Genomic DNA, 17091 nt, shown 5'->3' with positions numbered 1-17091 from the left:
ATGCTGATCCGCTCTGGGCGTTTGCCCTGGTTGGTTACGTTGTTGGTTGGGCTGTCTGCACTCCCGGTGGTGGTCACTGCGTCACCGTCCTTAGCTGAGACAGCAGCAGTGCTCCGTGTCTCGTCTCAGACTGCTGAAGGTACGACCCAGACAGGTATGCAACGTCTGGTTTTAGGTACACAAGGTTTGAATCTGTCGTTCCTGCGTCTGAACGAGTCTGTGCAGAAAGTGTGGTTAGACAACCCTAGTCGTGTCGTGATCGATTTCGACGGTTGCCTCTCGGGTGGCGGCTTGGGTGGTGGAGACAACAGCCGTATCGCTTCTTGTAGCGGTGCTTCAATTATGCGCTTGCGTCAGTTACCGCAGGCGATCGACTTCCCCAAGGGCATTTTTGCTGACAGTAACAGCACTCAGCTCACCGTGATTACGACAGCCAGCGGGACTCGTAAGGTGTACCTGTTTCAGTTGGTGTTAGCCGGTGGTACGCCACCCTACGGCATGGTGGAGATCGTTCCTAGCCCGCTTCCTGCCCCGGCACAATTGGTCTCAATTTCTCAAGAGTACCAACAGAAAGTTTTGAGTCAGTTGAGTCAAGGTCTAGCGATCGCTGAGACCAGAAACCAAATTGACAAAACAAGTTTGGCTTACCAGCAGTTGACCGCAACGATTGCACTCATGCAGTCTGGTAAGCCTTTTGCTGAAGCGATGCAACAGACTGGCGTACCCAGTGCGCTAGTTAATCGCTTGCGCGGTTATGGCAATGCACCTTGAGGGTGCTGCCTGACTACGTCTCCTGACGGTTCGATCCCTTCCTGCTTCGTTTTTGTACTTTTACTCTTTGGACGCCTCTCATGCTTCAGCTTCCTTTTTCGGCTCGTGTTTCTTCCAAGCGAAGTCTTGCTGGTCGGGGTTTCTCTAAATACCAAAAACACCGTTCTGTCTTGCCTTTAGCGGCGCTCAGTGCAGTATCAGCACTGTTTTTACCGTTAGACACTGGAGTGGCTTTGGCTCAGAGTGCTCCTTACTCGTTGCCGACCAGTTTCGACAGCTCTTTTGTACGTGACGTTTCGGCGGCTCGACTGACTAACGACACATTTCAGGGTATTGTGTGCGACCATGCAGGCGGGGCTTACCTCACGGGACAAGCGGCTACGGGTGGTACCAGGAGTTTTAGTAGTCTAGAACTGTGTAACCTGCCAACCAACGACCCACTCTTTTATTCCACGACGACACCGCGCTATTACAAGTTTAAGTTTTGCGTTGACAATCCAAATTCTTACTTTATTGTTGGTAACCTCCTGGTCGCTTCAAGCGATTTGCGCCCTGAAGCGAGGGAGTCATGGTCTGGCACTGAACTTTTACAGCCAACTCCCAGTGTGACGTTTGATCTTTGCACGCAGCCTAAACTGCCTTTTGCCTACCCTGCTGGCTTTATTGGCGCTGCGACTAGTGGCAACTATGCTTATGTACGGCAAAGCTTTGCCGCGAAAATTGCGTCTACCGTGCCTGAAAGCCAGGATAGTCCAGGGTTTGTAACTGGTTTCCTTTCAATGGCGCTGGCTATGACAAACCCTCAGACTCCACAGACCTTCCCTTACATGCAGCAAGGGACTGCTGTTTACAATACGGACTACACTACAAGGTCAGCCAACGGGATTGTTACTACGTCTAACTCAGTCACGCTTCCAGCCGTTGCAGGGCCGCTTTTAGTGCTGGGAACAACAGTCCCTGTTTACTTTAATCCGAACAATCACCCTGAAAAAACTCTCCAGTGGGCGCTTACGCCTCCTGCTGGTTACACCTTTTTAGGTCAACCCGTTTGGAATGCACGGCTTAATGCTTTGAACAACTCCACGGTGTCAGTTACCGCGACTGGAGGACAGTCAACGATCACCCCTGGTAGCACGTCGGGCGGCCTTGTTTTAACACGCCTCAATGGTGATCAGTCTAAACCGTTGACTGTAAATTACAGTGTGGCTGGTACAGCTGTTAACGGCACTGATTACGGCTACCTGTCCGGCACAGCAACCATACCTGCAGGTCAAAGTACGTTGAACGTGCCGATTATTGCTCAAGCTCCTTCTGGCTCGACAGCAATCCCGCAAAAGAACGTGTTGATTTCACTCGCTGCACCTTCTGACGCTTCGTACTTCGTTCCCGCTAGTGGCGCGGCAGGTCAGTCAAACGACTTCATTATTCCGGCGTACAACCCTTCCACTGTGTCCTTCACTCAAGGTACTGGTGGCGGTACACTGACTCCCGGTCAGACTCAACCGTTCACCGCGACTCGTGCAGGCGGCGACACAACGCAACCGCTCACTGTGAACTACACAACAGGTGGTACTGCTCAACCAGGCGTTGACTACCAACCGTTGTCAAGTTCAGTTACCATTCCAGCGGGTCAAACCTCCGCTATTGTACCGCTCTCAGCAATCCAGAAGACAGGAACGACTGCTGCTCCTGCCACGACGCTTAGCCTCACCCCTGCTGCTGGGACAGGGTATGACGCAACGGGCGCAACACCAATTAGCTACGACATTCCGGCGTACACTCCTTCTACAGTGAGCGTGACGTCTCCTACTAATGGCGGCGCGATTCCTGCGGGTGGTTCGGTGCCTTTCACTGTGACCCGCACCGGTGAGACGTCGCAGCCGCTGACAATTCCCTACACCATTGGTGGTACAGCGACTCCTGGTACGGACTATAGCCAACTCCCTGGCAGCATTACGATCCCTGCTGGTGCAACGTCTGCTACGCAGAACATTACGACTCCTACGAAAAACGGCTCCACGGCTGAACCGTCTGAGACGATCGTTCTGACTCCACAATCAGGTACGGGCTACAGTGTTGACCCGACTGGTGGGACTGCAACCTACCAGACAGCTGCTTACACTCCTTCGTCTGTGAGTGCAACTCCTGGTACTGGCGGCAGCACAATTCCTCAAGGCACAACAGGTGGCTTTACGATTTCCCGTACGGGCGACACGAGTCAGCCATTGCCTGTTTCCTATACATTAGGCGGCACAGCTCAAAACGGGACTGACTACAATTCTCTACCTGGTTCTGTGACCATTCCAGCTGGTCAAGCGAGTGTAACTGTACCTGTGACAGTACCAGCAGCAACCGGTTCAGCTGCAACCCCTGCTAAAGACATTCAAGTTGCGGTCAGCCCTGGTAATAGCTATGCGCCTGACGCCACAACACCGACAACCACACTGACGATTCCTGCCTTTGCACCTTCAATGGTGGACTTTGGTACTGGAAACGGTGGGACATTGACACCTGGTAGCACTTCTGACGGTTTCACCGTGACACGCTCAGGTGACACAACAAAACCGTTGACTGTGGGTTATACCGTGGGTGGTACTGCAACGCCTGGTGTTGACTACGGTCAACTGCCTGGGACTGTGACCATTCCTGCTGGCGCAACCTCTGCCACTGTGCCACTTTCAGCCTTCCCTCAAAGCGGTACTGCTGCCGAAGGTGAGGAAGACGTGCAGATCACCCTACAGCCTGGTAATGGCTATGCTCCTAGCAGCACAGCTCCAGCGGTCTACACCATTCCCGCTTATTCACCTAATGCTAACGGTAATCCTGCGGTGACGGTTTCGGTGCCTGCTGGTCAGGACACAATTCTGACTCCTGGCACCAGCACAGACGGCTTTACCGTGACCCGTACAGGTGACACAAGTGCGCCTCTGCCTATTAACTACACTGTGGGCGGTAGCGGTGTCTCTGGTACTGACTACAATCCACTTTCGGGCACCGTAACGATTCCAGCAGGTGCTACGAGCGCTACAGTGCCGCTTGGTATACCTGCTGGTGCAACTCCAGGTCGTACCGTAGCGATCGCTGTTACGCCTGGGTCTGGTTATGACCAGGGGACTAACTCGACTGTTACCTACACGGTCGAACCCCAAACAGCAGTAGCACCGACAGAAGGTGTCATTGGCATTGGCTTCGACTCGTCGATTCCTGCCTTTGTGCTCACCCGCGACGGTGGTGATTTGACTCGCCCACTGACAGTGCCAGTTGATTTCAGCGGCACAGGTGTCTCAGGTGTGGACTACGCTCAGTTGCCCAACGCAGTGACTTTTGGCTCAGGTCAAAAGACAGCAACGGTGCCTGTACGCTTACTGCCAACGGCGACGACTGGTAAAACACTGGCGGCGACCATTCCCCCTGGAAGTGGTTACATGGTCGGTGGTGGTAATGGTACTACCTTCACTGTCCCCGCAGGCTACAACGACAAGGTTGCAGTGGCAACGCCTAAACCCGTTCCAGCTACACCTGCTCCGACTACCTCTGGTAAGAAAGGCGGCAACGGTGGTGCTGTTGGGTTTGTAGCGGCTGCTGGTGCTGTGGGTGGTTCAATCGCCCTTGGGAGTGGTGCTTTCGGTGGTGGTGCTGCTGCTGCTGGCGCTGCTGGTGCTGCTGGTAGTGCTTTAGCAGTCCCTGGTCTCCTAGCAAGTGCTGCTTTCGGCATGATTCCTCAGTCCTGCTCTACAACTGGTGAAACCCCAACTGAGCTGGTGCGTTTGATTCCTCAACTTAAAGAAGGTCAGCCGAACTGGAGTGCGATCACCTTCCGTAGTCTACCTGCTCCGTCCCAAGCCGGTTCAATGAAATTCGGTAGCAGCAACCGTGATTGGAAAGCCGGTCAAAGCGTTGCCGACATTGTCCGCGTCAGCGACACAATGGGCAGCTTCAACCTGCATTGTTTAGGCTTGTCCAAGCTTGCCTCAATGGGTCAAATGGGCATAGCAACGAAGCCACTCAGCACACTCAACCTGTTATCTGACACGTCTATTCAAGGCTTGAGCAAGACCTTGTACCTCCGTGCTAAGAAGATCGGTGACGTTAAAGGCATGGCTGAATGGCTTGCCTCAAAGTCTAGCGGTAAGGTCACGGCTGAACAGCTGTCAGGGATGAGTTTTGCTGACGCGATCAAGTCTAATCCGTCTTTGGGTGGGCTGCAAATGGGTTCAATGCCTTTGAGTGAGCTACCTGGCTATAGCGACATTCTTTTAGGTGACATTCCTAACTGGAAAACGTCGACTGTCTCTCAGGTGTCGGGTTTGGCAAATGTGCCTTTCAGCCAATTTCCCTCACAACCAAAACCGTTGAACGCCCTCAACAAATAGTGTTGGTAGACCATGACTGGGAGTCTTTCGGCGCTCCCAGTCTTCCTTTTTAGTTAGTAATCCAGTGGTAAAGCCCAGTCAGTTGACTTAACTCTGACTCGCCGCTTTACCGCTGGTGTTGCTTTCGTCCCTCGCTGTCTTCTTCACTCTCTTCATAAGTGATCGCTCATGGACTCATTTACACCGGAGTCATTTGCTCTTGGCATTGAAATTATTGTTTGTTTAGGGTTGCTGTACGGCACGTTCTACGTGGGTCAGTCACAGCACAGCGTCAAGGTGTCAGCCCTGGTCATTGTGCTGTGGTTTTTGTTGTTTGGTTCTGAGAACGCGCTCGCGCAGACGACTCAGACAACGTCTACAGTAACCGCCCCTTCAACGTTTCCGTCCATTCTGAAAGACGGTGTGACGCTGCCTGACTGGTCGAAGATCAGCTTCGACTCTATGGCTCCTTTTACAGAGGGTGGCGCTGTCGCTATGCCACCCGAGGCTGCCGGGTCTCTAGGTTTTGACAAAATTGAGTGGAAACCAGGACAGAAAATTGCTGACGCTTTACCTTTAGGTGCCATTCAGGGCTGCCTGGGCTTTGAGTCGTTGACCCAGAAGGGTATTGACGGCATTACAGGTCAGGTTTCCAGTACTGTCGGTCTCGACAAGTTTCTCCCAACTGGACTACAAAGTATTAAGTCGTTAAACGACATTGTGCCGAACTTGTCTCAAAAGCTTGTGGGAGAAGTGAAGCCGATCGCTGACTTGCTGACTGCTGGCTTGTCTGGTAAATTACCAGGTTTTGACCTTAACAGCCTACAAGGTTTTGCAGGGCAGCTTACAGGCGGCGGCGCTCAACAAATTCTTGACTCTGCTGGTGGCTTGGTAGGTAGCCTCTCCAAGGGTCAATTTCTCGACACAGCGGGCAACCTGGTTGGTCAGGTCAATGGCTCTGGTCAGGTGCTTGACATGGCTGGCAACGCTCTCGGTTCTTTGAACCAAGCCGGTCAGTTTGTGAACCAGGCAGGGCAGGTTGTTGGTGCGTTGTCAAACCCTACAGGTGCGATCACTCAGGCAGCAACCCAGACTGTGGGCCAACAGTTAGGACAGGTAACAGGACAGCTTCCTGGTGGGGCAGGTCAACTGCTGAACGGGGTTAGCCTTCAGTCCCTCACGGTGGGTCAACTGACTGAGAAGTTTCCACAGTTAGCGGCACTAGGCATGAAAAACCTGGATTTGTCGCAGTACACCATGTCCCAAATTCCGGGACTGGAGAACACTCCGCTTAAACAGTTTGCCAACTGGGAACAAGTGCTCATGAAAGGCATTCCTGGGCTGGACAAAGTTCCTTTTAACCAATTTCCCAGTCCTTTGAAAGAAGCCGCTGACGCCTTTGTGGCGCGAGTTGACGTACCGCTGGACAGCGAAGAACAAAACCGCGATCGCTCACTTTCTGGTAGCTACAAAGAAGGTTTCCGCGTTGCCTGCACCGAGAACTGCGAACACGCTGAGCTGTCGCCTATTCAAGGGTCTCAAATGGACGCGGCAAGCGTCGGCGCCTTTGCTAACGGCAAGTCTTGGATGAGCAAAAAGCAAATGGTACAGGGCGGTGAAGGCATTTTGGGTCGTGTCAATGGTGGCAAAGAACCAACCGGTCGTCACCCTTATTGTTCCATGTTCAAGCAGGTGGTCACGAAAGTTGACCAACCGGCTGGGAAGGTAGGCACGTCCATGTACCTACGCCTTTGTAAGCGCGGTATGCCTGACCTGGGCTGCACACCCTACTTCATTGGTCCACTTCCCTTCCTGACCTACAACGAGAAGCAGTTTATTTACCTCGGTGCTGGCAACCCGAAAGATGACGGTAGCGGCATTGGGTTTCCTGGCAGCGACGATCCGCTGTCCGCTACAGACGGCTTTGACGACTGCGGTGGAACGAAGTTGAGTGGTGAGTCAGTCACTAAAGCGACTGGTGCGGTAGAAAAAGTAGCGAAAACATTGGGTGCGGGGACTGCAAATAACGACGGTGCCTTTAGTACCAGCAGTGCCAATGGCTCTAAACACATTCCACGCATTCTAGCGGCACTAAAAGAAGAGGGGATTACAGATCCTAACCAGGTGGCGTATGTCCTGGCTACAGTCCACCGTGAGACAAGCTTCGTCAACCTGGAAGAAGGCGCTACTCGCCTTGAGTCCTCGGGTGGTTCTCATTACTGGGGGCGGGGTTACGTGCAACTAACCCACAAAGCGAACTACCAAGCGGCGACAACTTACCTGAAGTCCAAAGGTATGAATGTCGATTTAGTGGCTAATCCTGAGCTTGCTAAACGCCCTAACATTGCGGCGAAGGTGCTGGCTTATGGCATGAGAACCGGGAAGCTGTATGGCAACGGTACGACTTTGAATAGTTGTGCGGGTGGTGGTCGGGTTGACTGGGTGAAGTGTCGGTGGATCGTCAATGACGGCGCTGAAGCAGAGTCCATTGCTCAAGCAGCCAAAATTTACCGCGACGCGATCGCCACTTCTAATTTGGCTGACGCTAAGTCCGAGGTGGGCAACTGTACCGCTCCTAAAGGCGGTAAACCGTGTCCACCTGGTCAAAAGTGTCTGTTGCAAAACCCCCTCCCCGGCGGTCAGAGAACCAGTCCTTTTGGTCCACGTAAGGGCAGACTTCATGCAGGCGTAGACCTTCAGACCGCAAAAGGCTATAACGCACACCCAACGGGTCCTGGGGGACAGGTATTGGCAGCAGCTGACGGTCGAGTGACTGAATACACATCTGTAGGCGGACGTTGCGGTGGGGTGATTAGCATTTCTCACCCGCAACTAAAACTTGAAACCCGCTACTTGCATATGGTCAAGCTGCTGGTGTCAAAAGGAGCAACCGTTGCACGTGGACAACCGATTGGGTTGGAAGGTAACGAAACACCCGGTTCCTGTTCTGGTGGTGTTCACCTTCACTATGAGATTTACGCCGGCGGTGGTGGAGCAGTCGACCCAATGCAGTTTGAACACTCACCCCCTCTCGGTCGTTAAGCAAATTCACTTCACTTCAACTCATTTTGGAGGTTCGTTATGTCTCGTTGGTTACGTTGGGTCTTTTTAGTTTTAGTGGGATTCGTTCTGGCTTCGCTGTTGCATTTTGGCTTAGGTACCGTGGCTCATGCTACTGACGGAGCGGAAAGCCCTGTAGAAGAGTCGGCTCCTGCTGTTGGCAACGACTCAGAGTTTTACCCCATTGCCATGTCCGAAGCTGTGGACTTTCTGAATGGTCAGAGCACTCCGACTTTACAGTCAATCGTGTCTTGCCTACCGCAGCGTCCGGCATATTTACCTGTGCCTAAATTCAGTCTCCTGGCTTCCCGTGAACTGAACGGTGAAACTTACCACTACCTCAATGTCTACGTTGATCACGGCTTCGGGGGTCAAGCAGAACCTTGGCAGACGTTGGTCAAACAAGCAGGTGAAGCTTGTGTGAACTTGATCGGTCAACCTTCACTGCAAAGCCTGACTCAATATGTCGATTTACCGACTGCTGTGTCGTTTGCTGTTGCTCGTTACCAGGAGCTGAAGCGGCAGAACCCGACTGAGTTTCAGTCACTGACGCGAGCCATTACTTCTGGTGGTGGTTTGTTTGTTGGCACCACACGAGCGTCATTCGGTAGCCCTATGGACGATGAACATGGTTGTGAACTCTTTCAAGAGGACAAGTCAGCCTTGGAAAATCTTGGTGTCGCGGTTTCCTCAAAATGCCGCGCCCCTAGTCGTTGAGGTGAATTGCAATGAAACGTCGAGTTTTACTGTCTCTCAGTCCTATTTTGCTGTCAGCACTGTTGAAACCAAGCCGCTTGGCACCCTGCCCCTCCTGTGGTGAATTTCATTTGAGTACTTGTGTTAACGCTGAAAATGCCGGAGGTAAGCCCCATGTCCAGACTTAAAGTACTGCTAACCGTCTGTTTGTCACTTGTTCTTATCTGCCTGCTGGCGATCGCCCCTGCGTTTGCTCAGTCCAACCAGGTTGCTTCAGCACCGATTAACTACCAGCGTGTCACTCCTGACTTGCAACAGTTGGGAGTGCCGCTACACTTGCCAACTAAACTCGTCTACCGCAATACGTTGGTCGGTCCAAACACCTTTTTTGCAGTGGGTGGTGTCATGACTGATCCCAACATGGAACAGCAAGGCTACAGAGTACAAATTACGAACAGTCAGAACTGCTTGAATGGTTCGCTGTCTTGCATTATTGCCTACGCCAATGCTGAACCACTGCGTGCTGATCAGGTAGACATTGAGTCAATGTATGCCTGGTTTAGAGCGCCTGGTGCTCTCGATCGCTACGTGCGGGTTTCCTCTGACTCCATTGGTTGGGTGCGGCTCTCTAACGGTCAGTCGGTCTACTTTGTGCCGTGGGTAATGGGTGCTGGCATGGGCTTTGCTCAGGCAATGTGGGACGAAGGTGGCTACCGTTACACCATTGGTCTGAAAGGCGGCGCTCGTGCGTGGTTGCTACCAATGGCAGAAACTGCGTTTGGTCGCTAGCCACGCTGCACTCTTCTGACCCGTACTCCCGTACTCACGCTTTCTAGCGGTTCTGTTTGCTGTGTCGTTGGTCTTAATTGTTTTGTTTGCCGTTTTGACTGTTTTGGCTCTGCTGTGGTTTTGTTAGCTCTTTGCGCTCGGAGTGGTTACTGTGTCGAGTCCTGATCTGCCTGCCCCTTCAACACCACCTGATCCGTTAGTTGACGACTCGGATCAGGTGGAACCGTCTTTACCCGCTGCCTGCTTTCAGAAGGCGTTGGAAGACCTCAAAGCAATGGCTCAGACCCCAGGTCTTAGAGAGTCGTTGTTGTGTCAAATGCACTCCTATCTTCACGTGGCTTATGGCGGAGTAGAGGCTACCCTGTAGCCGTCTTCTACTAATTTATAAGTCGATCGTGATCTTTAAATGAACGCCCTGTAAAGCGGCTGCGGTCTGTCTGGGGCGAGATCACTAAAGCAAGCGTTTACCTTCCACACTCTCTGCACTTAGTTAGTTCTTATGTCCCCTCAAGACCTCTCTGCAACGACACATACTTTAATCCTGGCTGCGAATCCAGTACCGGCTCCGCTTGAAGCCTTGCCTGCATTTCTTATGTCTCGGTCTGGTCTGACGCTGCTGGCTTGCGCTGCTGGTCTTGCTGTCATGTCCTTTTTCAGCCAGGACACGAAGTCTGGGAGTACCAAAGCCAACGAGAAAGCACGCGCTAAGTGGGCTTCAAAGCGCGAAATCAGTGCAGCCCGCAAGCTAGCCATTAAGCAGTTGAACGGACGTTCCCGCAAAGCCGCCTGTGTTTGGATTGTGCGACCAGAAACACTGGTTTACCCAGAGTGCGTCCTGAAGCGACGTACAACCAGAAACGGTAAGCCGACTGCTTTTCCACCGGCTCCTGAACTCGGCTCAATCCCCAAGGAGACGCCAGTGCAGTTGAAGGGCGACACTAAAACCATTTGGATTCCTGACACTCAGCGATCGATCATGGTGGTGGGTGCTCCTGGGTCTGGTAAGACATTCTCAGCGATCGACCCTGCGATTCGTTCAGTGGTAGAACAGGGCTACCCGCTAGTGCTTTATGACTTCAAATACCCCACTCAGACCAGCGCTGTCGCCTGGTATGCCGAACAACTAGGGTACAAAATTCATGTGTTTGCCCCAGGCTTCCCTGAGAGTGACGTGTTGAACCTCATGGACTTCTTGTGTGGCGACCCCAACCGCGACTCAGCCGACGCGCGGCAGTTGGCAAACACCATGAACAAGAACTTTAAGATCGGCGCTTCTGGTGGTGGTGATCCGTTCTTCGACTCAGCTGGTGACCAATTTACACAGGCTGTCATGATGCTGACCAAGCAAATGAAGTATGCAGACGTGCTCATGACGTCTGTGATCATGTCTGCCCCTCAGCTGATTGAACGGCTCTACCCCGAAAGCTCTGGCATTGACCCCTGGATTCGGCAGGCGTTCGGTCAAATTTTCAGCGTAAAGGACTCTGAAAAGACCGTCAGTTCGATTATTGGTACAGCGTCCTTGAACTTCGGTAAATTGGTCATGCCCAAAATTCTGGCAGCCTGTATTGGTGAGACGACGCTTCCCCTCGACCTTGACGGTAAAACAATGGTTGTCTTTGGTCTTAACCGGGAACTACGGGACGTCATGGGTCCGATTGTGGCAACAGCGATCCACATGCTGATCAACCGCAACCTGTTCCGTACAGGTGGACGAAAAGACCCGCTCTTTTGTGTGCTGGACGAACTGCCCACAATCTACCTACCGCAGTTAGTGAACTGGGAAAACGAGTCCCGGTCAGACGGGTTTAACGGGATTATTGGCTTTCAAAACAAGTCGCAGCTGAAGAAAATTTACGGTGACGAAATGAGCCTCGCCATTATGGGCGGCTGTGCCACCAAATTCATTTTCAACCCCGGTGAAGTGGAGTCAGCGGAATATTTCAGTAAGTTCTTTGGTGACGAAGAAATTGTCCGTAAGAACAAGAGTAAGACGCTTGGTGGTGGTAAGCCGTCCACCAGCCACTCCCTTGAAGTGGGCACTCGTAAACTGGTCTCGCCGGAAGAGTTCATTTGCCTACCGCCTGGCACTTGTGTCATGACCAACCCAGCGTATGAGAACAAAGAAATGTCTTACTTGCCACGCCGCATCAAAATGACGATTCCTCCGGCTGAAATCGAACTAGCAGGACTGATTGAGCGTAAATGGTCTGCTGTCCAGTCTCGGTTAGTAGAACGCGCTGCTAGCTCCTTCCGCATGCCGACTCAGGAAGACGTGAACGTGCGTGTCGCCGAGTTTAACGAGCGGTTCCCAGTGCCCGTCGAAGGCGAGGCAGCGGAAGCACCGCCACCGGTAGACGTACTGGCAGGTCTCTTTGGTTAAACCTGAGAGTTTTTGCGAAGGTTTGCAAATCGCTATCTTTGACCCATTTCGCCCCGTTTTGTCCTGTTTCACCCTAGTATTGCCCAGCATTGCCCAAGTTTGACCACAAGCGACCCAGTTAGACCCAGGCTCGCCCTTAAGTGCCCCGTTCTAGCCTGGGCCTGTCTTGTTCTTGTGGTTCTGAAGCTTTTTTGCGAACCTTCACAGTTAGTTTTAATCGGCGTGCGATCGCACAAGGAGTCTGACATGGTTAAAGCTCAGTCTTTGGACAACTACTACCCTGACGCTTACGGTGAGGACGCGGCTACTATTGCTTCTGTAGTGGCTTTAGGGTCTCACGCAGAGTTGTTTGACCGTGACACGTCTGACGAAGAGATCGTTGAGTCCTACTTTTTGAAAGTGCCAAACTCAACGCTGATTGTGAACCGAGTGGACACCCATGATCAGTATGGGTTGTCCAAGAGTTTCACAGTGCTGAACGGCGAGGAGCCGTTGTTACAGCTTGATTCTGGACATGTTGTCTTCAATCACCTGTCACTGTCACAAGCAGCAGCGTTACAGACAGAGCAACGAGCGGTTGCCAATCCGTTACTGGTGTCTGAGCCTTTCTTTCAAGCGGACGTGGCGCAGGCAATGACCAGGGGCGGGGAAGCGCAAGCACGCGTCATTCTCAGCCAGGGTGACGCTATTACGCCTGCAATAGTAGCTGAGTTGAATGACCTTCTAGCAGCAGAGGAAGCCATTCGGGGCGAAGACCAGTCGTCAAGCGGTCTGACTGGACACGTGTCGTACTCCCGATTTACAGAGTATGAGCTAAATCAGAACCTCTCCATCGACACGATCGCTCGTCAGTTGAGTGCTCAGTTCCCAGTGGTAGAAGTCAAGCTAACCCAGGAACCGCTCATGCAGTCAGTGTCTGACTACCTAGAGGCTACGACACCCGAAGCGTTGGGTTCGACGGTCTACTCTACTTATTACCGTTGGGCTGACCGTAACTATGAGCGGGACAAACCAGAAGCTGACCTTGTAGTGAATGGTTACCGAGTTGACAATCTTGGTGACCGACTGGGCGGTACTGAAGCTATGCAGTTCCAGGTCGTTGACGTAGCGGCTGAACGTGTGGTCATGGACTTCACCTTTCAGAGCGGGGACTGGGTAGAACGTCCGCAGACAGAACCTGGTGAGCTACCCAGGAATGAATACACAGGCGACACAGTGGTCATTAGCGCTTTGGACGCTCGACTTAAGACGCAGTTAGTAGAGGCGTTTGAGATCCCTGTTAAGAAAGCCGGTCTTGTTGCTTCGACGTACCTGAATGAGGCAGGTGTAGACGAGTTGTCACGACCGAATGGTCTGGTCTTTCAACGTGAATACCATGACGATGGCTCACTTTGGCGTGACCTGGTGTTCTCTCGTGACGCTGTTTCGAGTGAAGGAAACGCTTACGCGATCGCTCAGGCCTTTCCTGACGGTGACGGTATGGGCATAGGAATGCCTGCCAGCGTTGAGCTTGTGATTCAAAAAGAGTTTGCTCAGTTGGTGGAGCAATACGAACAAGCCCAACAAAAGCAACCGGTAGTTGCTAGGGGCGCTGAGCAGGTACAACCCTCACAACAATCTCAGAAATCGGTCACGCAAAGTGTTTATGACCGTCCAAAGCCTGAACTGGAGCGTATGGAGACGCTTGCTATAACGCTCTTAAAGTCAGGGAAGACCCTTGTTAGCCCAGCGACATTCACTGAAAACGGTAGACCGCTCTTACCACCCATGCAGTTGTCGTTAAGTGACCAGGTTAGCCAGGGTCAACCGTTAATCCAACGGGTCTACGAAGAGACTGAGTATAGTCCTGGTCAACAGTCGTTGCACTTGTCTACTGTCTTGCATGACGGTGTACTACAAGCCATGCAGGACGACACTCTAAAGACCGCTGACGGTCAGCGTGTGTCTTTACCAAGCTTTGATCAAGAGCGTCCTCAGGCTGTGGTGCAAAAGCCGCCTGTGGTGGGTTACGAGTCCAATGCAAACTTACATTTAGAACAAGAGTCCAACGTTATGGTAGCTGCAGAAACATCCGTCAAAACTCAAACTGAAATTGATTTACGTGACCTTATGAGTCAGAAGACTTTAGGGATTATGGAGACCAGCAAAGTCCCCCAAAAGCGTGTGGAGGTAGAGGGTAAACCCCAACTGGTTGATCGTACACCTGTAGAAGGCTTCACTATGGTGGCTCGGGCTGCCTATGGCGCACAGAACTTCTGTCAGGAGCACAACTTACCGCACACGCCTGCTACTGAGGTGATTGCAGCAGCAGCTGATCGGTTGTCACTAGATGGCTCGGCAGTCACAGGCGTGCTGAACTCGATTGATAAAGCCAAGTGTAGACCTAGCATGGAGGTTGCCACTCAATCTCAGTCTGGTGTTTGGGCACGGATTGAAGCGAAGTACCCTGAGTACGCTGGCAAAGTGCCTAAAGCACTTAAAACCGAACGTGCGGCGGCACAGGCAGCTGTGGCACCCGCTCAAGCAGCCGTAGTTGCAGCGACAACTCGTCAGGTCAAGGCTCCTGTCCTTAAACAGAGTGTGCTGGAACAACAACAACCGTCTCAATTTGAAATGGCTATAGTCGTTGCGGCATATCGTCTTCAGGAAGCTGAAGTTGACCGCTGGGGTCACGACAATGAAAAGTCGACTTTAATCTTCAATCGGTCGAAAGAAGGCAACATTTCAGTTATTAACAAGGCTGACAACGTGGTAATTGCAACTCGCAATGCCGTTACAAGTGAGGTGATTCCAGGTGTCCTGCCTCCAGGTCAAGACTACTCCCAAGCTTTCAAGGCTGTGGTGGAAAAGCAAACTGAAAAGTACGCGGCTAAGACTGCGGCAGCAACTCCGAAAGCGAAGGTAGTGGCGGGCGATGGCCGTTAGTCTGCACGAACGGTTAAACCAATTGGCTTTGCCATTTTCACGGTGCGGCTTGGTGGTTAGTTCAACCGTTTCGCTGCTTTGTCCTTTGACGACTCTGTTTTTTGTTCTTTTATCTCAAGGTTCTTACTATGCTTTCGACCCCAGTTCAGTCGGTTCCGACATCAGGCAATGGTACGGTAACGTCTCCGTCTCACCGCGCTATGTCAATTTGTTTGCACGACCTTCAGTCCTTGCCGTTAGAGATTCGCCCAGATAGCGTCAAGATTTGTTTTGGTCAGACTCCCGCTTACACTATTCATGTCGAAGAAGGCGTGGAAGCACCTAATCCTGAGTTCCGTTCCACGCCTAAAATGTTGGCATCTGATCTGACGGTGTTATTTGAATACATGCTTTACGCTGACTCAGATTCAGAAGACGCAAAACGGCTTTCTCAAGTCGTTTTTCAACGTGATTCCGGTGGCCGTGTAGTCACCGACAAGCTACTCGATCTTTTTTCGCAGGTTCCGGTGATGGGCATCTGAAGATCAGTCGGTCTGAGTGATTAGCTTGGTTGCTCAGACCAATTCTCTGTTGTTTTACACCATGTTTTTCAGGAGTTAGTTCAATGCCATTTGTTCATGCTGGAGAAGCTTCAGAGGCGGGTCGTCATGCTCAGTCCCACATGCAAACGCTCATGGAAATGCTGTTTAAAATAGCTGAAGCAGCTTTGCGGAACAAAGACGAGCCAGAGCCAAAAGCTGCTGACGAGACATTACAGGACGCTGAACCTTCACTCTCAGACTCGCTAGAGTCGCATGTAGAGCGAGACGCTCTGCATGACTCGGTGTCTCGTTTGTCCGCTGGCAAGGGCGAGGGACTGGTCTACCGGGCAGAAGGTTTCTCTGTCTTTCGTCACACCGAGACAATGGGTACCACTTACCAGGTGACCACTCCAGACGGTGAGCCGCTATTGACGTTTGAGCAAGTTGGTAATGACTTGTATTTAATTGAAGACCGTTTGTCACTGGAGCTGAAGCAGGACTTATTGGCAGCTGGTGAACGGTTGCAGACGAGTGACTTAGCGTCTGTGCTGCACCACCCAAACCCAAAAGTCGTGATGACCACTATGGGTGAAGCTGCCCCCGCAGGCACTCGTGCTGCCTGGGTGACTCAGCAAATGTTGCAGGGTCGTAATTCGTTCACCCCTGACCACAGCAATTTCCAGTTTGACCGCGACACTCGTGGAAACCTCTCGGTCACAGATCGTACGAATCAGCAGGTCTTGTTGTATATGACTCCTAGTGGTCAGGTGACTTGCACGATGAGCGTTGAACAACTGGAACAGTTTAAGCCTGCATTTAATCGGCTGCAGTCATACGAAACGCAACAAGCAGCAGCGAAAGGAGTAGGTCAGGCGGCCCAGTCATCGAAAGGTCTAAGGACGGCTCAATTGGCTCTTGAACGTTAATCACTCATGCTTTGCCCATTCAGCCACCTGTCGCCTCTATGGTACCGTCTTTGAAAGCTGATCAATTGGGGCTTCACTGGGTCTGTGACGTAAGCTGAGTGCTTCTTTCAGATCCCGACCTATGGTCGTAGCAGTTTCAAAAACCGCTGCAAACGATCGTGGTCAGAGATTGGTTGCTGCTTCTACACCCCGACGATTGCTCGTTAGTCATTGCTTGCTTTTTACCCTTGTTTAGTGCATTTGATTCCACAACTCAAGCAGCGCGATTGAGAGAGCCAAGATTGCTCAAGCTTCGGTTTGCATCAGCTAACTCTAACAAAGCTGGAAAGCGGCTCGATCTAGCACTAGAAACAGGACAAATTCTTATGTACAGACACCTTTTCTTATGTACAAAGCATTTTTTTGACTGAGGTGATACCAGAAAAGTTGCGGCAACCCAGTGATGGCTGTTGCTCTAACTCGTTTTAGCTGTTCGAAGTTCGCGAAATACCGTTTGGGGATGTGCTCAAGCTAAGGCTTTCTTGTCCTGGTTGTCCAAAGACGCAGGCTGAGATTTGTTAGGTTCAAGCGATCGACCTTAAGGGTACGCTGCTCGCTAAGCGCTCTGTACATAAGAATTTAAGTTTTGTACATAAGATGAAAACTCTGCTTAACGCTAGCTCAATCAG

Annotated in this window: 10 protein-coding genes; all 10 read left to right on the top strand. The window is 51.9% G+C overall.

The genetic code is table 11. The features are described from left to right. The 10 genes from H6F86_RS05650 (at window position 1) to H6F86_RS05605 (ending at window position 16423) form a co-directional block, all read left to right on the top strand. Complete coding sequence (locus H6F86_RS05650) at window positions 1-771, top strand: hypothetical protein (RefSeq protein WP_190447130.1); 771 nt, start codon at window positions 1-3, stop codon at window positions 769-771. 80 nt (window positions 772-851) lie between these two features. Continuing rightward, window positions 852-5144, top strand: coding sequence for a Calx-beta domain-containing protein (locus tag H6F86_RS05645; protein WP_190447129.1), 4293 nt, complete (start codon window positions 852-854; stop codon window positions 5142-5144). A 168-nt stretch (window positions 5145-5312) separates the two neighbouring features. Next, window positions 5313-8165 (top strand): peptidoglycan DD-metalloendopeptidase family protein, encoded by a 2853-nt coding sequence (locus H6F86_RS05640; RefSeq protein ID WP_190447128.1) that lies wholly within the window; start codon window positions 5313-5315, stop codon window positions 8163-8165. Between the two features lie 39 nt (window positions 8166-8204). After that, entirely contained in the window at window positions 8205-8900 is a 696-nt protein-coding gene (locus tag H6F86_RS05635; RefSeq protein ID WP_190447127.1) for a hypothetical protein, read from the top strand. 153 nt (window positions 8901-9053) lie between these two features. Continuing rightward, window positions 9054-9668: a hypothetical protein gene (locus H6F86_RS05630; protein WP_190447126.1), complete on the top strand. Its 615-nt coding sequence runs from the start codon at window positions 9054-9056 to the stop codon at window positions 9666-9668. A 151-nt stretch (window positions 9669-9819) separates the two neighbouring features. Then, on the top strand, window positions 9820-10035 hold the full coding sequence (locus tag H6F86_RS05625) for a hypothetical protein (protein ID WP_190447125.1): 216 nt from the start codon (window positions 9820-9822) through the stop codon (window positions 10033-10035). A 132-nt stretch (window positions 10036-10167) separates the two neighbouring features. Beyond that, window positions 10168-12051: a type IV secretion system DNA-binding domain-containing protein gene (locus H6F86_RS05620; RefSeq protein WP_190447124.1), complete on the top strand. Its 1884-nt coding sequence runs from the start codon at window positions 10168-10170 to the stop codon at window positions 12049-12051. Window positions 12052-12297: 246 nt separating this feature from the next. After that, window positions 12298-14976 (top strand): hypothetical protein, encoded by a 2679-nt coding sequence (locus H6F86_RS05615; protein ID WP_190447123.1) that lies wholly within the window; start codon window positions 12298-12300, stop codon window positions 14974-14976. Window positions 14977-15176: 200 nt separating this feature from the next. Next, window positions 15177-15497: a hypothetical protein gene (locus tag H6F86_RS05610; protein WP_190447122.1), complete on the top strand. Its 321-nt coding sequence runs from the start codon at window positions 15177-15179 to the stop codon at window positions 15495-15497. An 83-nt stretch (window positions 15498-15580) separates the two neighbouring features. Further along, a complete protein-coding gene (locus tag H6F86_RS05605; RefSeq protein ID WP_190447121.1) occupies window positions 15581-16423 on the top strand; it encodes a hypothetical protein in 843 nt (280 codons plus the stop codon). Window positions 16424-17091: the final 668 nt, after the last annotated feature.

This window comes from Phormidium sp. FACHB-592, assembly GCF_014695795.1.
Classification (GTDB): Bacteria; Cyanobacteriota; Cyanobacteriia; order Leptolyngbyales; family Leptolyngbyaceae; genus Stenomitos.
Note: the sequence above shows the minus strand (reverse complement) of the source record. Positions and strands in the feature narration are given on the sequence as shown.